Annotated in this window: 21 protein-coding genes and 1 tRNA gene; 9 read left to right on the forward strand and 13 right to left on the reverse strand. The window is 69.7% G+C overall.

The genetic code is table 11. The features are described 5' to 3' along the window. The first annotated feature begins 8 nt into the window (after positions 1–8). Both Aau02nite_RS31660 and Aau02nite_RS31665 read left to right on the forward strand, forming a co-directional pair. Positions 9–293, forward strand: a complete 285-nt coding sequence (locus Aau02nite_RS31660; protein ID WP_212992268.1) for a hypothetical protein — start codon at positions 9–11, stop codon at positions 291–293. Between the two features lie 8 nt (positions 294–301). Then, on the forward strand, positions 302–952 hold the full coding sequence (locus Aau02nite_RS31665) for an aminodeoxychorismate/anthranilate synthase component II (RefSeq protein ID WP_212992269.1): 651 nt from the start codon (positions 302–304) through the stop codon (positions 950–952). A 21-nt stretch (positions 953–973) separates the two neighbouring features. Here Aau02nite_RS31665 and pknB read toward each other — a convergent pair whose 3' ends face one another. The 7 genes from pknB to Aau02nite_RS31700 form a co-directional block, all read right to left on the reverse strand. Next, positions 974–2,788 (reverse strand): Stk1 family PASTA domain-containing Ser/Thr kinase, encoded by a 1,815-nt coding sequence (pknB, locus tag Aau02nite_RS31670; RefSeq protein WP_212992270.1) that lies wholly within the window; start codon positions 2,786–2,788, stop codon positions 974–976. Then, entirely contained in the window at positions 2,785–4,170 is a 1,386-nt protein-coding gene (locus Aau02nite_RS31675) for a serine/threonine-protein kinase (protein ID WP_212992271.1), read from the reverse strand. The genes pknB and Aau02nite_RS31675 overlap by 4 nt, the downstream gene beginning before the upstream one ends. Position 4,171: 1 nt before the next feature. Further along, positions 4,172–5,674 (reverse strand): peptidoglycan D,D-transpeptidase FtsI family protein, encoded by a 1,503-nt coding sequence (locus tag Aau02nite_RS31680; protein ID WP_212992272.1) that lies wholly within the window; start codon positions 5,672–5,674, stop codon positions 4,172–4,174. Beyond that, positions 5,671–7,125: an FtsW/RodA/SpoVE family cell cycle protein gene (locus Aau02nite_RS31685; protein ID WP_212992273.1), complete on the reverse strand. Its 1,455-nt coding sequence runs from the start codon at positions 7,123–7,125 to the stop codon at positions 5,671–5,673. Before Aau02nite_RS31685 ends, Aau02nite_RS31680 begins: the two co-directional genes overlap by 4 nt. A gap of 80 nt (positions 7,126–7,205) precedes the next feature. Continuing rightward, a complete protein-coding gene (locus Aau02nite_RS31690) occupies positions 7,206–8,636 on the reverse strand; it encodes a PP2C family protein-serine/threonine phosphatase (RefSeq protein WP_212992274.1) in 1,431 nt (476 codons plus the stop codon). Continuing rightward, positions 8,633–9,115 (reverse strand): FHA domain-containing protein FhaB/FipA, encoded by a 483-nt coding sequence (locus tag Aau02nite_RS31695; protein WP_212992275.1) that lies wholly within the window; start codon positions 9,113–9,115, stop codon positions 8,633–8,635. The genes Aau02nite_RS31690 and Aau02nite_RS31695 overlap by 4 nt, the downstream gene beginning before the upstream one ends. Positions 9,116–9,120: 5 nt before the next feature. Beyond that, positions 9,121–9,906, reverse strand: coding sequence for an FHA domain-containing protein (locus Aau02nite_RS31700; RefSeq protein ID WP_203769381.1), 786 nt, complete (start codon positions 9,904–9,906; stop codon positions 9,121–9,123). A 168-nt stretch (positions 9,907–10,074) separates the two neighbouring features. Here Aau02nite_RS31700 and Aau02nite_RS31705 point away from each other — a divergent pair. From Aau02nite_RS31705 to Aau02nite_RS31720, 4 genes are all read left to right on the forward strand, one after another. Beyond that, positions 10,075–10,157 (forward strand) — tRNA-Leu (locus tag Aau02nite_RS31705). Between the two features lie 313 nt (positions 10,158–10,470). Then, positions 10,471–11,544 (forward strand): NAD-dependent epimerase/dehydratase family protein, encoded by a 1,074-nt coding sequence (locus Aau02nite_RS31710; protein WP_212992276.1) that lies wholly within the window; start codon positions 10,471–10,473, stop codon positions 11,542–11,544. After that, positions 11,544–12,347, forward strand: coding sequence for a WecB/TagA/CpsF family glycosyltransferase (locus tag Aau02nite_RS31715; protein WP_438841190.1), 804 nt, complete (start codon positions 11,544–11,546; stop codon positions 12,345–12,347). The genes Aau02nite_RS31710 and Aau02nite_RS31715 overlap by 1 nt, the downstream gene beginning before the upstream one ends. Before the next feature lie 298 nt (positions 12,348–12,645). After that, complete coding sequence (locus tag Aau02nite_RS31720; protein WP_212992278.1) at positions 12,646–13,323, forward strand: hypothetical protein; 678 nt, start codon at positions 12,646–12,648, stop codon at positions 13,321–13,323. Between the two features lie 73 nt (positions 13,324–13,396). On the opposite strand, the gene Aau02nite_RS31725 is transcribed toward Aau02nite_RS31720, so the two are convergent. The 3 genes from Aau02nite_RS31725 to Aau02nite_RS31735 form a co-directional block, all read right to left on the reverse strand. Continuing rightward, entirely contained in the window at positions 13,397–13,849 is a 453-nt protein-coding gene (locus Aau02nite_RS31725; RefSeq protein WP_212992279.1) for a hypothetical protein, read from the reverse strand. A gap of 212 nt (positions 13,850–14,061) precedes the next feature. Then, positions 14,062–14,286: a DUF397 domain-containing protein gene (locus tag Aau02nite_RS31730; protein ID WP_212992280.1), complete on the reverse strand. Its 225-nt coding sequence runs from the start codon at positions 14,284–14,286 to the stop codon at positions 14,062–14,064. Further along, positions 14,250–15,131 (reverse strand): helix-turn-helix domain-containing protein, encoded by an 882-nt coding sequence (locus Aau02nite_RS31735; protein ID WP_212992322.1) that lies wholly within the window; start codon positions 15,129–15,131, stop codon positions 14,250–14,252. The genes Aau02nite_RS31730 and Aau02nite_RS31735 overlap by 37 nt, the downstream gene beginning before the upstream one ends. A 473-nt stretch (positions 15,132–15,604) precedes the next feature. Between Aau02nite_RS31735 and Aau02nite_RS31740 the strand changes: the two genes are divergently transcribed. Next, the gene (locus Aau02nite_RS31740) at positions 15,605–15,904 is read left to right on the forward strand and encodes a hypothetical protein (protein WP_212992281.1); all 300 of its coding nucleotides are present in this window, start codon (positions 15,605–15,607) and stop codon (positions 15,902–15,904) included. Between the two features lie 6 nt (positions 15,905–15,910). On the opposite strand, the gene Aau02nite_RS31745 is transcribed toward Aau02nite_RS31740, so the two are convergent. Further along, entirely contained in the window at positions 15,911–16,777 is an 867-nt protein-coding gene (locus Aau02nite_RS31745; protein ID WP_212992282.1) for a PASTA domain-containing protein, read from the reverse strand. Between the two features lie 106 nt (positions 16,778–16,883). On the opposite strand from Aau02nite_RS31745, the gene Aau02nite_RS31750 reads away from it, so the two are divergent. Further along, positions 16,884–18,809 carry a Hansenula MRAKII killer toxin-resistant protein 1 gene (locus Aau02nite_RS31750; RefSeq protein WP_212992283.1) on the forward strand — a complete coding sequence of 642 codons (1,926 nt, stop codon included), beginning with the start codon at positions 16,884–16,886 and terminating at the stop codon, positions 18,807–18,809. Between the two features lies 1 nt (position 18,810). Here Aau02nite_RS31750 and Aau02nite_RS31755 read toward each other — a convergent pair whose 3' ends face one another. Together Aau02nite_RS31755 and Aau02nite_RS31760 are read right to left on the reverse strand one after the other, a co-directional pair. Beyond that, positions 18,811–20,289 carry a glutamate-cysteine ligase family protein gene (locus Aau02nite_RS31755; RefSeq protein ID WP_212992284.1) on the reverse strand — a complete coding sequence of 493 codons (1,479 nt, stop codon included), beginning with the start codon at positions 20,287–20,289 and terminating at the stop codon, positions 18,811–18,813. A gap of 210 nt (positions 20,290–20,499) precedes the next feature. Further along, positions 20,500–21,075 carry a YceI family protein gene (locus Aau02nite_RS31760; RefSeq protein ID WP_212992285.1) on the reverse strand — a complete coding sequence of 192 codons (576 nt, stop codon included), beginning with the start codon at positions 21,073–21,075 and terminating at the stop codon, positions 20,500–20,502. 101 nt (positions 21,076–21,176) lie between these two features. On the opposite strand from Aau02nite_RS31760, the gene Aau02nite_RS31765 reads away from it, so the two are divergent. Further along, the gene (locus Aau02nite_RS31765) at positions 21,177–21,674 is read left to right on the forward strand and encodes a MarR family winged helix-turn-helix transcriptional regulator (protein WP_212992286.1); all 498 of its coding nucleotides are present in this window, start codon (positions 21,177–21,179) and stop codon (positions 21,672–21,674) included. Positions 21,675–21,867 lie beyond the last annotated feature (193 nt).

A 21,867-nucleotide genomic window follows, 5' to 3' on the forward strand; every position in this document is an offset into this window, starting at 1 on the left:
AGGTAGCGATGTATGCCTGGATCTGGCGCAAGCTGCCCTTCGGCCTGTGGGGCAAGCTGACCGGTTCGCTGGCCCTGGTCACGATGGTCGGTGCGCTGCTCTGGTACGTCGTCTTCCCGTGGGCCACCCCGTTGCTGCCGTTCGACGACGTGCAGGTGGGCAACGGCACCGAGCAGGGCGGCTCAGCAGAGCAGGACCCGAACGCGGTGCCGGGCGGCGACGACTCGCTGCTGGGACCCGACGAGATCCCGTACGACGTGCACACGAACAATCCGGCCCCGACTGCCAGCTAGGTGATCCCGTGCGCATCCTCGTGATCGACAACTACGACTCGTTCGTCTTCAACCTGGTGCAGTACCTCGGTCAGCTGGGCGCCGAGTGCGAGGTCCGGCGCAACGACGAGATCACCGTGGCCGACGTGGCCGGTTTCGGCGCCGCCGGGGTGCTGCTCTCCCCCGGCCCGGGTACGCCGGAACGCGCCGGCATCATGATGGACGTCATCGCCGAGTACGCGGGCAAGCTGCCCATGTTCGGCGTCTGCCTCGGCCACCAGGCGATCGGCGCCGCGTTCGGTGGCACCGTCACCCGCGCCCCGGAGCTGCTGCACGGCAAGACCTCGACGGTGCAGCACAAGGGCACCGGTGTCCTGGCCGGCCTGCCCGATCCGTTCACTGCCACCCGCTACCACTCGCTGGCCGTCCTGCCGGAGACCCTGCCGGAGGAGATCGAGGTGACCGGCTGGACGCAGTCCGGCGTGGTCATGGCCATGCGGCACCGCACTCTGCCGATCGAGGGTGTGCAGTTCCACCCCGAGTCGGTGCTGACCGAGGGCGGCCACACCATGCTGGCAAACTGGCTGGCCTCGTGCGGCCTGCCGGAGGCCCTGGACCGGGCTCCGGAGCTCGCCGCCGAGGTGGAGAGCCGCCGGCGCTCTGCCTTCGCCACCGCCTGACCCCGGCGGACCGCCCTCAGCTCAGTTGAGCAGGCCGCCGACCGTACCGGTGCCGTTGCCCGTCCCGCCGCCGTCGCCGCCGGGCGGGTCCTCGTCGCCCGGCGGGTCGGCCGAGCCGGAATCGTCCGGGGTCGGTTCCTGCTCGGCGATGACGATCAGCGTTATCTGGGTGTCCTTGGCCTTCTTCTGCTTGGCGTTGGGGGTCTGCTCGACGACCGTGCCCGGCGTACCCTGCTGGTTCGACTGCTCGACGTCGATGTTGGTGAAGCCCTGCTGCTGCAGCAGCGCCTTGGCCACATCCTCGGTCTTGCCGACCACCGACGGCACCTCGACCAGGTTGCCCCGGGAGATCTTCACGGTGATGTTCGTGCCCGGCTTGACGTTCTCGCCGGCCTTCTCCACCGAGATGACGGTGCCCTCGTCCTGATCGCTGTTGGCCTGCTCGAAGACCGGATCGAGCTTGAGCCGGCGCAGCGCCGAGTCGGCGGCGTCCCGGGAGCTGCCCTTCAGATCGCTCGGCACCCGGACCAGCTCGGGACTCGCGCACATCTGGAGGGTGACCGGCGTGTCGACCGTCAGCGTCTGGCTCGGCGGCGGGTTCTGCTTCTCGACCCTGTTCTTGCAGTCGTCGGTCTGGATGGAATCACCGACCGTGACCTTCAGGAAACCCGCCTCGGTGAGCTTGGCCTTGGCCTCGCTCTCCGACAGGCCCTCCACCTTCGGCACCGCCGCGCTCGCGACCGGGTCGGGTTCCTTGTCGTCGTTGCCTTGCGAAAGGACCAGGCCGATGCCCAGCGCCACGACCGCGAGCACGCCGAGGGCGGCCAGGACCGCCATCACCCACGACGAGGTCTTGCGCTCCGGTGGCTGCGGGCCGCGCGGGCCGACACCGGCCGGGATCGTGCGGGTCATCTGCGTCTGCTGGCGCATCGGCGGACCGGACATCGCCATCGTCTCGGCCTCGGACATCACCGGGGTGGCCATGACCGGGCGCCCGGCGACCGCGCGCAGGGCGTCGGCGCGCATCTCCTGCGCGCTCTGGTAGCGGTTGAGCGGGTTCTTGGCCAGCGCCTTGAGCACGATGGCGTCGACGTCCGGCGGGACCTCGCGGTTGATGTCGCTGGGCGCCTTCGGGTCCTCGCGGACGTGCTGGTACGCCACGCTGACCGGGCTGTCCCCGACGAACGGCGGGTGTCCGACCAGGAGCTCGAACAGCACACAACCGGCGGCGTACACATCGGAGCGGGCATCCACGGACTCGCCGCGCGCCTGCTCGGGGGAGAGGTACTGCGCCGTACCGATGACCGCGCTGGTCTGGGTCATCGTGGTGGCCCCGCTGGCCAGGGCCCGCGCGATGCCGAAGTCCATGACCTTGACCTGACCGCCCTGGGTGATCATCACGTTGCCGGGCTTGATGTCCCGGTGGATGATCCCGTGCCGGTGGCTGAACTCCAGCGCGGCGCAGATGTCGGCGATGATCTCCAGGGCCTTGCGCGGCTGGATCCGCTGCTCGGCCGCCAGGACCTCCTTGAGGGTCCGGCCGTTGACGAACTCCATGACGATGAACGGCTGCTTCTCGCCGGCCGACGACACCTCTTCGCCGGTGTCGTAGACGGCGACGATCGCCGGGTGGTTCAGGGCGGCGGAATTCTGCGCCTCCCGGCGGAACCGCTCCTGGAACGTGGCGTCGCGCGCCAGGTCGGTGCGAAGCATCTTGATCGCGACGTCGCGGCCGAGCCGGAGGTCACGACCCTTGTGCACCTCGGCCATGCCGCCGTAGCCGAGCAGCTCGCCGACCTGGTACCTGCCGCCGAGCAGGCGGGCCTGCGCCGTCATAGCGTCTGTCGTCCTTCGGTCGCTTGGTTCAGGCTGAGCGGAGCCGCAGCCTGCTTCGTAAGACGGTACGACGTCACCGGCGCCCGTGGATCAGCCGAGTTCGCCTGCACGACTGTGGCACGCGGGCCGCTCCCGCCCATCGCGGTGTTGCCCTGCTTGAGCAGGAACGAGATGACACCGGCACAGAGCAGGACTAGCAGGGCCAGAACGACGGCGAGGACGATGAGCACCTGCCGGCCGCCGGAGCCTTCCGGCTGCTTGCCCGGCTGCATCGGCTGCTGCTGCATCGGCGGTGCCGACGGATGCCGGTACGGCGGCTGACCGGACGGCACGGAGGCCGCACCGCGCGCCTGAGCCCCCGAGACCGGACGCGGCACCGGCGGATACGGCGGGCGGGCCTGACCGGAGACCGGATGTCCGGGCGGGCCGGAGGCGGGCGCGCCGGAGTGCGGGCGGTTGGCCACCACCGGGCCACCGGACTGCGGCCTGTTCATCGCCGGACCACCCGACTGCGGGCGGCCGATCGGCGCGGAGCCGTTCACCGCGGGCTGCTGCACCTGCGTGGTGAGCGACGAGGCGGCCTGCCGGGCCACCGCGGCCATCGCCGAGGCGGTGGGCCAGCGCGCGGCCGGATCCTTGGCCAGCGCGCGGTCCACGATGGCGCGCACGGCCGGCGGGATGTCGGCCGGCAGCGGTCGCGGGGTGTCCCGGACGTGCTTCATCGCGATCTCGATCGGGGTGGCGCCGTCGAACGGCCGGTGCCCGGAGAGGCACTGGTAGGCGACCACGCCCAGGGCGTACACGTCGGAGGCGGCCGTGGCGACCGCGCCCGAGGCCTGCTCGGGGGAGATGTAGGAGGCCGTGCCGAGCACCGAGCCGGCCACGGTGAGCTGCCCGACCAGGGCCGAGCGGGCGATGCCGAAGTCGGTGAGCACCAGCGTGCCGTTCGGGCGGACCAGCAGGTTGCCCGGCTTGACGTCGCGGTGCACGATGCCGTTCGCGTGCGCGGCCTGCAGCGCGTCGGCGGCCTGGGCGACCAGCGCCATGGTGCGCGCCGGGGTCAGCCGGCCGACCCGGCTCAGGGTGCGCGACAGGGCGTCGCCCTCGACGTACTCCATCACCAGGAAGGCGAGCTGCTGGTCGCTGCCGTAGTCGTAGACGTCGACCACGCCGGGGTGGTTGATCGTGGCCATGGTCCGGGCCTCGCCGCGGAACCGCTCGGCGAAGCCGGGCTCGTCCAGCAGGGCGGGGAGCAGGATCTTCACGGCGACCGTCCGGCCCAGCACCTCGTCGGTGCCGCGCCACACGTCGCCCATGCCGCCGCCGGCGATCCGCTCGTCCAAGCGGTACCGGCCGCCGAGGGTGACCCCAGGGCTGATCATGTCAGTCCCCTCCCTGGCCCGCCGCGGCCTTCAAGATGAGCCCGGAGATCCGGGCCGCCTCGGAACTCGCGTGTCCGCCGGGCACGTTCTCCAGCATGACGCAGACTGCCGAGACTGCCTCACCCTTGTCGTTGTAGGCGAAGCCGATGAACCAGCCGTGGTCGTCGGCGCCCTCGGCGTTCTCCGCCGTACCGGTCTTGCCGCCGACCTCGAATCCGTCGACCTGGGCCCGCTTACCGGTGCCGTTCTCGACGACGCTGACCATCATCTCGCGCAGGTCGTCGGCGATGTCACTGCTGACCGGCGTCCGCAACGTCTGGGGGTTGGCGTTGTAGATCGGTCGCCGGTCCGGGCTGAGCAGCTGCTGGACCAGATAGGGCCGCATCTGCTTACCACCGTTGGCCACCGTGGCCGCGATCATCGCGCCCTGCATGGTGGTCATCCGGACGTCCTTCTGCCCGATCGACGACTGGGCCAGCCCGGCCAGGTCGGTGCTGCCGTCCGGGTTCTGGATCTTGCCCATCCGGCTGGCCGCCACGGCCAGGCCCGTGCCCTCGAGGCTGCCGACCGTCAGGTCTTCCTGCTCGAAGCCCCAGTCCTGGGCGGCCTTCTTGACCTTGTCGCCACCCAGCTTGACGCCGAGCTGGGCGTAGCCGGTGTTGCAGCTCTCGGTCAGCGCCTCCTTGAGGTTGACCTGCCGCTCCGGGCAGGTGCCGGCCGAGGAGTTCTTGATCGGCGCACCCGAGCCGGGCGCCGTGTAGAGCGGTCCGGCCGGGATCTGGGTGCTCTGGTCGTAGCCGTTCTGCAGAGCAGCGGCGGTGACGATCACCTTGAAGGTCGAGCCGGGCGGGTAGGTCTCGGCCACGGCGCGGTTGAGCAGCGGCTTGTCCTTGTCCGCGTTCAGCTTCTTGTACTCCGCCGCGGCGTCTTCCGTGTCGTGGGTGGCCAGCGGGTTCGGGTCGTAGCTGGGCATCGACACCATGGCCTGGATCGCGCCGGTACGCGGGTTGATGGCGACCGCCGAGCCCTTCTTGACCCCACGCTCGTTGCCCGTCAGCTGCTTCCAGGCGACTTCCTGGGCCTTGGTCCTGACCGAGAGCACGACGTTGCCACCGCCGGCCTCGTCACCGGTGAACATGGCGCTGACCCGGTCGGCGAAGAGCTTGTCGCTCGCACCGGAGAGGAACTCGTCCTCGGCGCGCTCGATACCGACCTCACCGAGGTTCACCGGCTTGTAGCCGACGATCGGCGCGTAGATCTGCTTCTTGGGGTACTGCCGGAGGTACTTCAGCTCGTCGTCGGTCAGCTTGTTCGAGGCGAGGGCCTGGCCGTCGGCCTCGATGATCCCGCGCGGCACCTCGTATTCCGCGACCTGGACCCGGCCGTTGTAGTCGTTGGTGCGGTATTCGTCGGCCTTGTACCCCTGAACCCAGTTCAGGTTGGCGAAGAGCAGGCCGAACAGGACGAGGATGACCACGCCGGCCTTGCGCAGAGGTGCGTTCACGGCTTGATCACCTCCGTCATGGCGCCGTGCAGCTGGGCGGGCGGTTGCTTCGGTCCACCGGACGATGGCGCGGGGCCGCCGCTCGCGGGTCTGCGGCCGGCGTCGGAGATCCGCAGCAACATCGCGATGAGCAGCCAGTTCGCCATGAGCGACGAACCACCGGCGGACAGGAAGGGCGTCGTCTGACCGGTCAGCGGGATCAGCCCGGTGATACCACCAAGGATGACGAAGACCTGCAAACCCAGGGTGAACGCCAGGCCACCGGCGACCAGCTTGCCGAACGAGTCCCGTACGCCCAGCGCCGCGCGCAGGCCGCGCTCGACGATCAGCAGGTAGCAGATCAGCAGCGCGGAGAGGCCGAAGAGGCCGATCTCCTCACCCATGCCGGCGAAGATGAAGTCGGTGCGGACCTCGGGGACCTTGCTCGGCGAGCCGGCGCCCGGGCCGGTGCCGAACAGACCGCCGGTGCCCAGTCCGAGCAGGCTCTGGACGAGCTGGTAGCTGCCACCCACGCGGTTGTAGTTCTCGGCGGCGAACGGGTCGAGCCAGACCGTGGCGCGGTCGTAGAAGTTGGCGAACGGGCCGCCGACCGACGCGCCGAGCAGGTACGCCACGTAGACGCCGCCGAAGAACATCACCAGGCCGATGATCAGCCAGCTGACCCGCTCGGTGGCGACGTAGAGGGTCACCACGAACAGGCCGAAGTAGAGCAGGGCCGTACCGAGGTCCTTCTCGAAGACGAGCACCAGCAGCGAGAGCATCCACACCGTGATGACCGGGCCGAGGTCGCGCCCGCGGGGGAAGTCGACGCCGAGGACCCGGCGGCTGGCCAGCGAGAGCACCTCGCGCTTGCGGACCAGGTAGTACGCGAAGAAGGAGACCAGGGCCAGCTTGGCGAACTCGCCGGGCTGGATGGAGAAGGACCCGATCCGGATCCACAGGCGGGCGCCGTTGATCTCCGAGATGCTGGCCGGCAGCACCGCCGGGATCATCACCAGCACGATGCCGACCAGGCCCAGGGTGTACGCGTACCGCGAGACCGTCTTGTGGTCGCGGATCACGATGAGCAGCACCGCGGCGAGCACCAGGGCGGCCAGCGTCCAGGCGAGCTGACGGCCGCCCACCCCGGCGAAGATGCCCGGTTCCGGCTGCTTCTGCGCAATGGCCCGGGCCAGGTCGAGCCGGCGCAGGAAGCCGACGCCGAGGCCGTTGATCAGGGCCACGGTGGGGATCAGTACGGGGTCGGCGTACAGCGCGGTGAAGCGGACCACCAGGTGCAGGGCGACGAACAGAGCGCTCAGCAACGCGGCCGGCACCCAGAACGTCGGCGTGATCTTGTCGAACTGGTTGGCCTCGACGGTGGCGCCGTACGCGGCCACGATGATCATCGCCAGCGCGAGCAGACCCAGCTCCGCGTTGCGCCCCGTCTTCGTGCCCGGGACACGAGGCATCTCACCCGTGGTCGCGGGTGTGGGAGCCGGAAGGGCGGGCGCGGTCAAGAAGGAGTCCCCAGACTTCGGTGAGCGGACGCTCAGTCGACGGGCCGGCACCCGACCGGGTCGACGACCGGCGGGGCAGACTCCGAGGGCAGGGCGTCCGGCGTGATGGTGGGCGCGAGGGCCGGCGCCGACGAGGAGGTGGGCCGGCCGGGAGCGGACGTCTTCCCGGCCACGGACGGCGCGCCGGCCGGGGGCACCGGCTGCGACACCGTCGGCGCGGCGCTACCGGCCACGCAGATCGGCTTCAGGTTGGGGTTGGACGGCTCGTCGCTGGTCAGCTCCTGCAGCATCCGCTGGGCGTCGGGCTGATTGTCCGCGTGGATGCCCTGCTTGACCCGGTCCTGGGCGACCGAGGTGAGGTCGTCCAGGCGAGCCGGACTGGTCTCGTTGACACTGGAGAGGTCGAGGCCGGCGATCTGGCCGGGCACCCCGCGGAAGATCGCGAGCTGGCCCTGCTCGGTGGCGCCGACGTAGTACTGCTTCTGGGTGTACTGCCAGCCCAGATAGAGGCCACCGCCGAGGATGCCCAGCAGCACGAGCAGCAACAGGCTGGTCCGGACCGGGTGCCTCTTCGGCTGCGGCTCCGGCTCCTCACGGTCGTACGCCGGGCCGGAAGGCTGCGCGGGCCGCGGTGGTGCCTGCAGGGCCGCCGCGCGGGCAGCGGCACTGGAAGCGTCCGCGACGGTCGAGTTGCCGCGGTCCCGGGCGGCCGCGCCGCCCACGATCGGGGCCTGCTCGACGATGTCCGCGTCGGTCGCGTCGGCGACCACCACGGTGATGTTGTCCGGCCCGCCGCCGCGCAGCGCGAGCTGCACGAGCCGCTCGACGCAGGCCTGCGGGTCCTGGATGTCCCGCATGCTCTCGCCGATGGTCTCGGCACTGACCACGCCGGAGAGCCCGTCGCTGCAGATCAGATAGCGGTCGCCCTTGAGTACCTGGCGGACCGAATACTCCGGGTCGATGTCCCGGCCGTCGAGCGCCCGGGTGAGCAGCGACCGCTGCGGGTGGCTGCTCGCCTCCTCCGGGCTGATCCGGCCCTCGTCGACCAGCATCTGGACGTAGGTGTCGTCTTTGGTGATCTGGGCGAACTCGCCCTGGCGCAGCATGTAGGCGCGCGAGTCCCCGATGTGCACCATGCCGATCTTGCTGCCGGAGAAGAGCACCGCGGTCAGCGTGGTGCCCATCCCCTCCAGATGCGGATTGGCGTCGACGGTGTCGCGCAGGGTCTGGTTGGCCGTGCCCACGGCGTGCCGGAGGGCGTCGACCAGCGCATCGCCGGGAACGTCCTCGTCGAGCGGAGCCATGGCAGCGATGACGATGTTGCTGGCGACGTCACCGGCGGCCATGCCGCCCATGCCGTCGGCGACGGCAAGGAGCCGCGGTCCGGCGTAGACGGAGTCTTGATTTCCGTCTCGGATCAGACCGCGGTCGCTCTGGGCGGCGTAGCGCAGGGTCAGGGTCATGGCCGTAACTCGAGTGAAGTGCGGCCGATCCGGATCGGCACGCCAAGGGGGACGGGAGTAGGTCCGGAGACCTTACCGCGATCGAGATAGGTGCCGTTCGTCGAGCCGAGGTCCTCGACGAACCACTGACCGTCCCGCGGCACGAGCCGGGCGTGCCGGGCCGACGCGAAGTCGTCCGTGATGACCAGCGTCGAGTCCTCCGCCCGTCCGATAGTGATTTGAGCCTCACCGAGCGTGATCTTGGTGCCGGCCAGCTGACCGGCGGTCACTACCAGCTGCCGGGCAGCCTTGCCCCGCTTCGCCTTCGCCGGCCGGCCCTGCGGCACCACGCCACCCACCCCTCGGGGCGAGGCGACGAGACTCTTGGACCGGACCCCGGCGAAGAGATCCTTACGGATGACTCCCACCACCGTGAACACGAAGATCCACAGCAGGATGAGGAAGCCGAAGCGGGCGACGGTGAGGACAAATTCTGGCAAGGTGCCTAGCCGTCCACTCGGAACGTGAGGGTGGTCGTCCCCAACTGGATCATGTCGCCCGGGTTGAGCGCCACGGCCGACACGCGCTGACCGTTGACCATCGTGCCGTTCGTCGAGCCCAGGTCGGTCAGCACGACCTGACTGCCGTCGTAGTCCAGCCGGGCGTGGCGCCGGGAGATCCCGACATCCGGCAGGCGCAGATTCGCCTGGTCCCCACGGCCGATGACCGTCGAGCCCATCTGCAGCGGATAGGTGCGGCCGTCACCGGAGACCAGGCCGACGTTGCGCCCGTTGTGCCCCCCGTGCGGCGGATACCCGCCCTGCTGCTGGTCGTACGGCGAATACGCCGGCGCAGCGTCGTAGGCGGGCTGTTGCACAGGCGCGACCTCGCCGCCGGTGTACACCTCCGCCGTGACGCGGAACATGCCGGTATCGAGCCCGTCCCCGCGCTCGATCTCGACGATGACGTCGCCGTAGACCGTCCAGGCCTGCTCACCGATGAACTCCGCCTGCGACTGGGCCAGCTCCTGGGCCAGTGCAGCGGCATACGGTGCCAGCCTGCTGTGGTCGTACGGCGAGAGATCGATCACGTAGCGGTTGGGCACCAAGGTGCGACCACCAGCGAGGATAGCCTTGTGCGCCTCGGCCTCCCGCTGCATGGCATTAAGAATCTCCACCGGGTGCACGACACCCTTGAACACCTTCGCGAAGGCACCCTCGACCAGGCCTTCCAACCGCTTCTCAAAGCGCTGCAGCACGCTCACCGGCTCCTCCTCGGGTTCCGAGGACATGATGGTATCCGGCCGCCGCTTCCGCATCTCTGCGAAGAGCAACCGGTCGCTCCTGACCCTCGTATTGCGGCCCCTGACGCCGTGCTAGTCTTCCCTGGCGCCAAGGGCAGTATCTGCTCGCGGTGTAACGAGGGACAGCGTAGTCTGTTCCGGCTAACTGAATGCCACGGGGATGTGGCGGAATGGCAGACGCGCACGGTTCAGGTCCGTGTGTCCGAAAGGACGTGGGGGTTCAACTCCCCCCATCCCCACCCGATCACCTGGTCGCCCTCTGTCCGCGGAACGCGCGGACCGGGGGCGATCGGCATTTCTGCTCCGGGGGCCGAGCCCCCGGAAGCCCCGCGTTGCGGTGGGCACGGTGAGTGATCGTGTCGCGCTGGTCGTGGGCTCGCCTTCGCTTCGCTCGGCATCGGGGCCTGTGGCTCGTCTCTCCCCCCACCTTCTTTCCCCTCCTTCTTGTCTCCTGGGTTCGTGCCTGCTCCTTTGGGTGACAGCGGAGCGTGAGGGGGGTGGCGTTATGCTCTCGACTGGTTTTGCCCCCGAGACCTCTGGGAGAGTTTGCTCGTGGCCGTCGCCCTGGTAACCGGATCAGGTGGTCTCATCGGCTCTGAGGCGGTTCGGCACTTTGCCGGGCTGGGCCTTGACGTCGTCGGGATCGACAACGACATGCGGCAGGAGTTCTTCGGCGCGGAGGCGTCGACGGCCTGGAACGTGCAGCAGCTCACCGCGGATCTCGGGTCGGCGTACTCGCACCACGGGGTCGACATCCGGGACCGCGACGCTCTGTCGCGGATCTTCCAGCGGTACGGCAAGGAGATCGCGGTCGTCATCCACACCGCGGCCCAGCCGTCGCACGACTGGGCCGTGCGGGACCCGTTCACCGACTTCGACGTGAACGCCGGCGGCACCCTCAACATGCTGCAGAACACCCGCGAGCACTGCATCGACGCGGCGTTCATCCACTGCTCCACCAACAAGGTGTACGGCGACACCCCCAACCGCCTCCCGCTGATCGAGCAGGAGACCCGCTGGGAGATCGACCCGGCGCACCCGTACGCCGACGGCATCACCGAGGACATGTCGATCGACCAGTGCCTGCACTCGGTCTTCGGCGCGTCGAAGGTCGCCGCCGACGTGATGGCCCAGGAGTACGGCCGCTACTTCGGCATGAAGACGGCGATCTTCCGCGGCGGCACCCTGACCGGGCCCGCGCACTCGGCGACCGAGCTGCACGGCTTCCTCGGCTACGTGATGCGGGCCAACATGGAGCGGCGGCTCTACCGGATCTTCGGTTACAAGGGCAAGCAGGTCCGCGACGCCATCCACAGCCACGACGTGCTCAGCGCGTTCGAGGCGTTCTTCCGCAACCCGCGCTCGGCGGCGGTCTACAACCTCGGTGGCGGCCGGCACTCTAACTGCTCCAACCTCGAGGCCTTCGCCCTGGCGGAGAAGATCAGCGGCACCGAGATGGTCACCGAGTACGTCGACGACAACCGGATCGGCGACCACCAGTGGTGGATCGGCTCGATGGCGGCCTTCCAGGCGGACTACCCGCAGTGGAAGCAGGTCTACGACGTCCCGATGATCCTGCAGGAGATCTACGAGGCCAACGTCGACAAGTGGGTGCCCCAGCCGTGATCTCGCAGGGCAAGAAGAACGTCCTCGGCGTGCTGGTCGACGTGGTCGACTACGACGCCGCCGTCGCCCAGATCCTCGACGCCGCCCGCGAGCGCCGGCACTACGCCGTCACCGCGCTCGCCGTGCACGGGGTGATGACCGGCGTGCAGGACAAGGCGCACAACGCCCGGCTCAACTCGTTCGACCTGATCACCCCGGACGGGCAGCCGGTCCGCGGCGCGCTCAACCTGCTGCACCACGCCGGCCTGACCGACCGGGTCTACGGCCCCGAGCTCACCCTGCGCGTGCTGCGCCAGGCCGCGGCCGAGGGCCTGCCGGTCTACCTGTACGGCTCCACGGAACCGACCCTCAGCAAGCTCGTACCGGCGCTGGAGCGGATGTTCCCGGCGCTGAAGCTCGCCGGGGTCGAGGCGTCGAAGTTCCGCGCCGTGCAGCCCGGCGAGGACGTGGAGATCGCCGACCGGATCAAGGCGTCGGGCGCGCGCATCGTCCTGGTCGGGCTGGGCTGCCCGCGCCAGGAGGTCTTCACGTACGCGATGCGCCCGCTGCTCGACATGCCTCTGCTCGCGGTCGGGGCCGCCTTCGACTACCACGCCGGGCTGCTGAAGAACCCGCCCGCGTGGATGCAGAAGTACGCCCTGGAGTGGCTGTGGCGCCTCGGGCTGGAGCCGAAACGGTTGTGGAAACGTTACATCCTGCTGAACCCCGCGTACCTCGCGCGGCTGGCTCTGCAGAAGCTCGGCGTGTGGAAGGCGACCCCGCCCGCACCGGCCACCGAGGCAGTCCGGACCTTCGCGGTCTGAGAGCGGTCCGCGGATCCCGGCCCGGGCGGGTGCCGGGGTCCCGCGGTGTCACCACCGGAAACCCCGGCCGACCTCCCCAGGTCGAGCCCGTGGGCGGCACCGATGCATCGATGCCGTCTGGCACCCGACACTAGGACACCGGTCACGACCGCGACAGGGGGCATTGTCCTCTTCGCCCATTGGGATGAGGTCGCTGCGTAAAAGAGCGACCACACAACGTCACGGCTGCACCCCTACGGGTCCCCGGTCCGGGCATATCCCGGTTTCGCCACTTGCGCGACGGGTGAAGGCTGTCGATGTGAACACCGCAACGGATCTCATCCTGATCGGCGCACTCGCCGGGGTCTGGCTCACCGCCGGACTGCTGGCGGACGCCCTGCCGGGCGCTCGCACGGCTCGCGAGCTGCGCCGGCGCGCTCGCACACTGTCCATGCTGGTCGGTGGCGGGGTCGCGGTGTTCATCGCCGTACCGCTGGTCACCGGCATCCTGTCCGGGACCTCGGCGGCACCGGCCGCGGCCGTGCTGCCCGCCGTACCCGCGCTGATCGTGGTGCTGGTGACCACGCGTCGCCTCGCCCAGGTCCGGCGCGGCGCGGGCGCGTTCGCCACCGCGCCGCTGACGCCGGCCCCGCCGGCACTGCTGGCCGCCGCCGCGCATCCGCTGGTGGCGACGCCACTGCAGGTCACCGGCCTGGCCGCGCTGGCCGGCGTGCCGATCGCGGCCGGGGTGATCGAGGTGCCCGGCGCGCAGGTCGCCGGGATCGTGCTGACCGTGGTGGGAGTCGCGGTGCTCGCGCTCGGCATCCGGCACGCGATCCGGCACAGCCGGCTGAACGTCAAGGTCTTCGCGCCGATCGGCAAGGTCCGGCTGCGGCCGGTCCCGGTGCGCCACACCGCGGCGGAGACCTACACCGCGCTGCCGCTGGAAACCGGACCGGCCGAGAACTACGCGTCCTCGGCGCGCCGGGCCGCATAGCCCCCCACCCGCCGCCGGGCAGGCGGTCCGGGTGAGGGTCACCGGGCCTGCCCGGGCACGGCGCCGCGGGGAGTTACTTGCGCTTGGCTTCCTGGACGTAGAGCAGTTCGAGGATCGAGCGGGCCGCCTCGAACCAGCGGTCCAGCCAGGCCGCATCCGGCATCGTGCCGCGCACCGGCAGCTCCAGCAGCAGCCCGCGCAGCAGCGGGTGGTCCGCCATCGACTGCGAGCTGCCCGCGTCGACCCAGCCGCCGCTGGTCGGGAAGACCGGCTCGGTCAGGCCCGGCAGGTCCAGCGAGGGCAGCTTGGCCGCCCGGTCCAGCGCGCTGGTCGGTTCGATCGGCGTGCGGGTCGGCAGGCCGGACAGACCAGTTCCGCCGCTGCCGCGCGAGACCAGTTCACCGTCGCCGTTCTCCGCGGCCAGGGCCGCATCGCGGCGGGTCTGCCGGTACGCGCTCACGCCTCCGCTGAAGCGGTCCTGCGCGGTCACGGATCCGTTGCTGAGGTTGTCGGAACCCATCGTCATCTGTTTCGCCTTGCCTCGCTCGTATGGATCGCCGGCCCGCACCGTCACGCGAGGGGGACGGTCAGCCGTACGGGCCGGCGCGGTTCTCCGCGCGGTCCGGTCCGCGCTTAGAGCGTTCAACGAGGCCGACCCGAACGGGCGACGGCGCAAAAGGGGCAAAATGCAGCGACCGCCCCCACGTTCTCGGCGGGGGCGGCCGGGGATTTCGTGCTCTACAGGTCGAACTCGCCGCCCTTGGCCCCGCCGACGAAGGCGTCCCACTCGGCGGCGGTGAAGATCAAAGCAGGTCCCGACGGGTCCTTGGAGTCGCGTACGGCGATGGCCTGCTCGATGAAGGCCACTTCCACGCAGTTGTCACAGTTCGGGCCACTGCGTGTGCTCTTGAACCACTGCGCACGGCTCAGGTCGATCCGGAAACCCTTGGTCTCGCTTTCCACAATGGCTCCTCTGCCAGCATAACGATCATGTCTCTGGACTCCTCGGGTGAGAGGGCCGACGATCGGACGGTGTCGAAGATGGAGTTGTACTTTTCCAGTTCGTCGCTCTTCTCCAGAAAAAGCCCGCCGGTCGCGTTCTCGGCGAACACCACATTGGGGTCCTCGGCGTCGGGGAAGTCGAGGATCGCGAATGTGCCGTCCATGCCGGCGTGGGCTCCCGCCGCGAACGGCAGGATCTGCAGAGTGACGTTCGGCAGCCGGCTCGCCTCGACCAATCGCAGCAATTGGTCACGCATGACCTGATCGCCGCCGACCGGGCGACTCACCACCGCTTCATCGAGCACCACCTGAAGATCGATCGGATCGTCCTGAATCAATAACGCCTGGCGGGCCATCCGGACGCGTACCCGTTGCTCTATTTCTCGGTCAGTGTCACCCAATCGGGCAGCTCTGATCATGGCAATTGCATACTTATCGGTCTGAAGCAGACCGGGCACCACCTGCTGTTCGTACGCCCTGATCGAGCGCGCGGCGGCCTCGAGACCGACATACGCGCCGGTGAGCACCGGACTGAACGGATGCCACCATCCCTTTTGGCGGGCTTCGCGGGATATTTGCACTAGTTCGTCGGACTCGACGCCATTGACGCCGTAAATGTCCAGCATGTCCTTTACGTCGCGAGGAGTGGCGCTCGTATGGCCGGTCTCGATTCTGGACACCTTGGACGGTGAACAGCCGAGACGGTCGGCCACCACGTCGATGGTCACGCCGGCCGCATCGCGGTATCTGCGAAGCTCAGCACCGAGTCGGCGGCGGCGGATGGTGGGGCTGCGGCGCGGGTTCACGCTCACCTCCGGGCTGCGTGGCATCATGCAACCGGACGGCGAGGGCTCGGCCGTACGGCGTTGTCGCCCTCAGTCTCTCTGGTGGTCTCTTGATCCCTCAAGCGTCCACAGTGATCGTTTAGTCACTTTCGGCTGACCTGCAACTTGCATCGATTAGCCTCGTGGTGCAATCTTTCCGTATGGCGGACGTCACTTAGCGTTCTTGCAGGTAGCTGAGATACGCGCGCCGGGGTACACAGCAATGCACCAAAAGCGACGCCGTGCACTGGGGGACCGACCGTAGCCGACTGTCCTCGGAGGACTTTCGAAGTCCGCGAGCAGCGACCGGGCCGGGAAGCGGCAAACCGCACCGTTGCGATGATTGGCACAATCGTTATGGTGCAAAGATGCACCAGCCGGGCACACTGGACCATCTGTGTTCACCGTGCGGCAAAGTGCAATTTGCCCCTACTGGGTTCAGGACAGGAGATGACGTGCTTCCTCGGTCCGGCGATGTCATACATGTGACGAAGGCGGCCAGCGTCCAATTCGCGGCGCCCATGCTTTTCCGGGTCATCCGGGTGCACGACTGGCCGACGTACGAGGGCTGGATCTGGCTGGACGGCTACGAGCTCAACGGCTCCGGCGACGCCGTCGAGCGCCGATCCATCTTTGTGCAGGTCGGCGGCCTGCGACAGGTCGGCAAGGCACCGGACCCGCGTACCCGTAACGGTCGCCAGCCCGGCATGACCACGGGCGCGATCCAGGCGCGCGCCCTGCGCGCCAACCGCTGACCGGAGTCAGTCCTCGTCCGGCTGACCGGCCGGCCCGGTGGTCGCTGTCTGCGTGGGGGTCGCGGGCGCCGTCGGCTCGGCCGCGATGATCAGCGTGATCACCGTGTCCGCCGGCACCTGCTGACCCTCGGCCGGGTCGCTGTCGATCACGGTTCCGGCCGGAGATTCGCTGGTCACATAGCGCAGGCGGTAGTTCAGGCCCTTACGGTCGAGAGCTCCCCGGGCCTCTTCCGAGGACAGTCCCTTCAGCGCGGGCACGGTCACGTCGCTCGGCGTGGCGGGCGCAGTCGTCGTCGGCCGGGTCGTCGGAGGCTCCGTGGACGGCGGTGTGCTGGTGGGCCCGGTCGTCGCGGCGGCGGTGGTGACCGGCGCCGCCGGGGAGGGCGTCCCGCCCGGCGTGGCCTCGTCGCCGGTGGACTGCATGATCAGGTAGATGCCCCAGCCCAGCAGGGCCAGCAGCAGCAACGCGACGATGCCCACCACGATCGGCGTCCACCACCGGCCCCGCGGCTCGTCGGCCGGCACCGCCGCCCAGTCGGTGCTGGTGGCGTCGTCGTAGCCGGGGCGCGGCGGACGGACCCCCGCGCGGGCGGACCAGACCGCATCGTCGTCGTCGGCCCAGTTGTCGGTGCTGCGGGTGTGACGCTCTGTGCGCGTACCGTCGATCGGAGCAGCGGGAAGCACGGACGTGGCGTCGCTCTGCGGCGCTCGCGGAGTCACCTTCGTCGCGTCGTCGTCGGCGGCGGCGCGGGGCAGTAACCCGGTCGGGTCATCCTTTCGGGGACCGCCGATCGGGGGAACTTCCTCCTCGTCCGTGAACGGGAAGTACTCGCCCGTCTCGTCAAGGCGGCGGCGCTCGTCGTCGTCGGACATCGCCGGATCCTCTCCGTTCGGGCGTCCTCTGCCGCCAACCTAACCAATCTTGCTGCATCAACTCATTGATTCGCAGGCATCGTCACCGACGGCTACAGTGCCCGGCATGGCCGACAAGGGCTGGACAGCGCGAGTGGCAGCCGCGGCCGGAGTGGCCGCGGGGACGGGCGCCGCCCAGCTCGGCCTGGGCTACGGACTGGGCGTGGTGGTGTGGCCGGCGGGGCCGGCCGACGACAGCGTCTGGCTGGGCAGCCTCGGCTGGGCGACCTGGATCGCGGCGAGCGCGACGGTGTTCGGCGCGGTGATCGCGGGCCGGCTCGGCCGCGCGAACGGCGGGCCCTGGCGCTTCGCGCTGGCGGCGTCCGCGGCGGTCGGCGCCCTGCTGACGGTCGCGCTGATCGCGCTCCCGGCCCGGGCAGCGGTACGGACGGACACCTTCTCACCCCAGACGATCGCCGGCGGGTACGCGGTGATCGGCGTGCTGCTCGGCCTGGTGATCGCGTACTGGGCCGTGGTCTCGAGGCCCGTGGCGGCGAACCTGATCGCGACGGCCGCCTGGCTGTGGTCCCTGGCCGTGGCGGCGGTCGTGGCCACGATCTTCTGGCACCGCCCCTCGGCGACCTACCTGTCGAGCTGGCAGTTCTTCTCCCCGGACTCCCCCGACCAGCAGTACGGCACCATCTCCTGGCCGAGCGCGCTGCTGACGTTGCTCGCGGCGCTGGTGGTGGGGGTCATCGGCGCTCTGCCGGCGGTGCGCCGCGGTGACCTCGGGGTGGGTGCCGCCTCGTCCGGGGCGGTCGGGCCGTTGCTGGTGGCGGCGGCGTTCTTCGTGCTGGCCCCGCAGCTGACCGGGACGCCCGGGCCGCTGCAGTCGGCTTATCTGATCGCTCCCTATGCGGTGCTTGCCGGGTTGGCGGGGTCGGCGATGACGGTCGCGCTCGGCCAGCGCCGCGCTGCCGGTCGTGCGACCGGCTCCCCGGCGGGGATTACGGCCTCCCAGGCGGCCTCGCTCGCGGGTTCCCGCAGCTCAGAGGACCGTGATGCCGGAGCCGTGAGCGCCCGAGCTGCCAGCGCCGGAGCCGTCAGCGCCGGATCGGCGGCCGCCGCCCGATCACAGGACGCTGGGGTAGCGGCCGTCGGATCCGGGAGCGCGGCCGTTGTGCCGTCACCCCGGCCGGCGCCGAAGGGTCGCTCGGAGACCCAGGACCGTGCCGGATCGGACGCTTCCGTCACGCCTCCTGCGGCAGAGACCGGCCAGCCCCTCTCGGCTCCGGCACCGGACGCCGAGCCCGGCCCGCGGCGGTCCTTCATGGATCGTTTTCGGCGCGGCAAGGCAACTGAGCGTGACGCTGAGTCCGCCGTCGACCCGTCGGCGATCGCGACCGGACGCGCCAAGGCCCCCGCTTCCGCGACCGCCTCGGCCCCCGCTGTAGTCGCGGCACAGCCTCAGGCCACGCCCTCCACCGCCGCCTCCGGTCGCGGAAGGTCACGTCCCGCCGGCTCTCCCCGATCCGGAGTTCCCTCGGTCGACGGGAATGCCCGGCCCGCCGCCTCCACCGCTCCGGGCCGTTCCGACAGCCGCTCGACGGTCGCCGCACCGCCGGCCTCTCCCCCGATCGCGAAGATCAACGAAGCTCAATCGGGTGAAAAGCTGGCTCCGCAGCCCCGCTCCTCCGCAGCATCGGACCCCGATCCGCGGCCGGGACCGGCGAATACCGCGAGTTCCGATAAAACGCCCGCCGTGCCGAAGACCCCCGCGAAGTCCACAAAGGCGACTCCGGCGCGAGCCTCTGCCCAGGCGCCGGCTCCCAAACAGACGAGGTCGGCGGTCGGCAAAGCCACGACTTCGGCCAAGCCGGCCACCCCCAAGGACACCGCCGCGAAAGAAACCGGGCCGAGGCAGGCCGGGGTGAAGGGTGCAGAACCGGGGGATGCCGGCCCGTGGGCCGACGAGGCGGACACTGCGGAGCTGCCGGTGCAGGATCCCCGCCGACGGCCGGGGCGCCGCACCGGTGAGAACCAGACCGACTGAGCTAGTCGACCGGCCAGGTGTGGACCGGCTCGTTTGTCTGCTGCAGTGAGCTGTATCGAAGCAACATGTCGTGCAAAGCCGCCTGGCGGTCCAGCCCGCGGTGGTGTTCCGCGAACCACACCGCTTCGGTCTGCCACGTCGCGCCGTTGCGGCCGGTGCGGCAGCGACCTTCGATGATGCCGAGCAGCCGGTCGCGATGCGCCCGATCCACGCCGAACAGGCCGAGTCCGGCGTACGCCTTGGCCAGCAGATTTTCGAGCACCAGCTCGGTCACCTGGATCTCGCCCGCGCCCGGCCAGTACATCGTCGCCCCGATGCCGCGGCGGGCCGCGGCGTGGAAGTTGTCCTCCGCCGCGCCGAAGGAGAGCTGCGACCAGATCGGCCGGTCCTCCTCGGCCAGCTGCCGGACCAGGCCGAAGTAGAACGCGGCGTTCGCCAGCATGTCGACCACCGTCGGACCGGCCGGCAGCACCCTGTTCTCCACCCGCAGGTGCGGGCGGCCGTTCATCACGTCGTACACCGGGCGGTTCCAGCGGTAGACCGTGCCGTTGTGCAGGCGCAGCTCACCGAGGCACGGCACGCCGCCGGCTTCGAGGACCGCCACCGGGTCCTCCTCGTCCAGGATCGGCAGCAGCGGCGGGAAGTACCGGACGTTCTCCTCGAACAGGTCGAACACCGAGGTGATCCAGCGCTCGCCGAACCACACGCGGGGGCGTACCCCCTGGGCTTTGAGCTCGTCCGGCCGGGTGTCGGTGGCCTGCTCGAACAGCGCGATCCGGGTCTCGGCCCAGAGCTGCCGGCCGTGCAGGTACGGCGAGTTCGCCCCCACCGCCACCTGGATCCCGGCCACCGCCTGGGCCGCGTTCCAGTACGCCGCGAACTTCTCCGGTGGCACCTGCAGGTGGAACTGCACGCTGGTGCACGCCGCCTCGGGTGCGATCGAGTCGTTGGCCGTCTGCAGCCGTTCGACGCCGCGGATGTCGACGCTGAACTGCTCGCCGCGGGCGCCGACGATCTGGTCGTTGAGGGCGCGGTACCGCTCGTTGGCCGAGAGGTTGGCCAGCACCAGGTGCCGGGGCTGCAGGGTCGGCAGGCTGCCGATGAGCACGATGGTGCTGTCCGCCTTCTTCGCCCGGTCCTCGGCGCGGCTCAGGCTCTCGAGGAGGTCTTCCTCGTAGTCGGCGAAGCCGTTCCCGGTGATCAGCCGGGGGCGGGCGTTGAGCTCGAGGTTGAACTGGGCGAGTTCGGTCTGGAAGGTCGGGTCGGCCAGGTTGGCCAGGACCTCGGCGTTGCGCATGGCCGGCTCGGCGTCCGCGTCCATGAGGTTGAGCTCGATCTCCAGGCCGGTCATCGGGCTCTCCGCGTCGAAGGCGAAGTCGTCCAGCATCAGCGCCAGTACGTCGAGGCAGCGCCGTACCTTCTGCCGATAGTGGACCCGGTCGTCCTGCGAGAAGACGACCCCTGAGAGGTCCTTACCCATCGTTCCTCCTGGCACGTTCGCGTGACGCTCTCACGGTATGTGCACCCGCTAACCGAGACCAGGGACGAACCGGACACACATCAGCTCTGGGTGAGCACGCGGCAGCGCAACGTTTACCCTCGCACTCGCCCGATGATGCCGCCACTCGGATGGCCGGACACGGCGAAGCGCCGCCCGAACGGACGGCGCTTCCCTGCGGATCGGTGGAGGTCAGGCCTGGCGGATGGCCTCGCCCTCAATCTCAATCTTGACCTTCTTGCCGATCATGACGCCACCGGACTCGAGAGCCATGTTGTAGGTCAGGCCCCAGTCCTCGCGGTCGATCTCGGTCGTCGCGCTGAAGCCGAAGACCTGCTGACCGTACGGGCTGGTGGTCGCGCCCTCGAACTCGACGACGAGTTCGACGGGCTTGGTGACGTCCTTGATGGTGAGCTCGCCGTCGAGCACGAACTCGGCACCGGCGTGCGACTTGATACCGGTGCTGCGGAAGGTGATCGCCGGGTACTTCTCGGCCTCGAAGAAGTCACCGGTACGCAGGTGGTTGTCCCGGTCGACATTGCCGGTCTGCACGCTCGCGGTGACGATCGAGGCGGTGACGGAGGACTGCAGCGGGTCCTCGGCGATGGTGATGGTCGCGTCGGCCTCGGCGAAATTGCCGCGGACCTTGCTGACCATGAGGTGACGCACCACGAAGCCGACCCGCTTGTGCGCGGCGTCCAGCTGGTAGGTGCCGGCGGCCGGGATCTGCAGACCCTCGAACTCGCGGGTGCTGGCGACGTCGGTCATGACATTTCCTCTCGAAGGCAGAGCCAGGTTGTTGTCTGACGGAGCAACTATATGCCAAGCAATATTCCCCTTGTCAAGAGACCGCTGGTAAGCTGGCTCACGTGGGTACCGACTTTGATGACTCCCGGTTCACCGCCATCGGCCTCTTCGCCGAGGCGTTCACCGGGTTGAGCAGCCGTTTCGCCGCGCAGCTGGAGCACCACCGGGTCTCCCCGGTCGAGTTCGAGGTGCTGATGCGGCTCGCCCGCTCGCCGCAGAACCGGTTGCGGATGACCGACCTGGCCGGCCAGACCTCCCTGTCCACCAGCGGTGTGACCCGGGTCGTCGACCGGATGGACCGGGGCGGGCTGATCCGCCGCGAGGCATGTCCCAGCGACCGCCGCAGCTCGTTCGCGGTCATCACCGAGGCCGGCCTGGCCCGGCTCGAGGAGATCCTGCCGGGGCATCTGGAGCTGGTGCAGCGCTGGTTCATCGACCAGCTCACCCCGGACCAGCTCGCGCAGATGCTGGAGTCGCTGCGGACCATCCGCGACGCGGTCAATCCGTGCGCGACGGCGGGCAGCTCGGAGGAGGACATACCCGCCGTGCCGACCCGCTGAGCCGAACGGGGCGGTAACCGGCAGAAGTACCGGCAGAAGCTTCCTACCGCGTGGTCAAAAGCCGCCTAAACGCAGAAAACGCTCGGCGGTGCCGGTTAGGGTGATCTCCGCAGGGGGACGCGGCGCGGCCGAGGCCGAAGGTGGGCAAACGGGGGTGCCTTCGTTCACGCCGCGTTACCGGGGCGTTGTGACG

Source organism: Actinoplanes auranticolor, assembly GCF_018332655.1.
Taxonomy (GTDB): Bacteria; Actinomycetota; Actinomycetes; order Mycobacteriales; family Micromonosporaceae; genus Actinoplanes; species Actinoplanes auranticolor.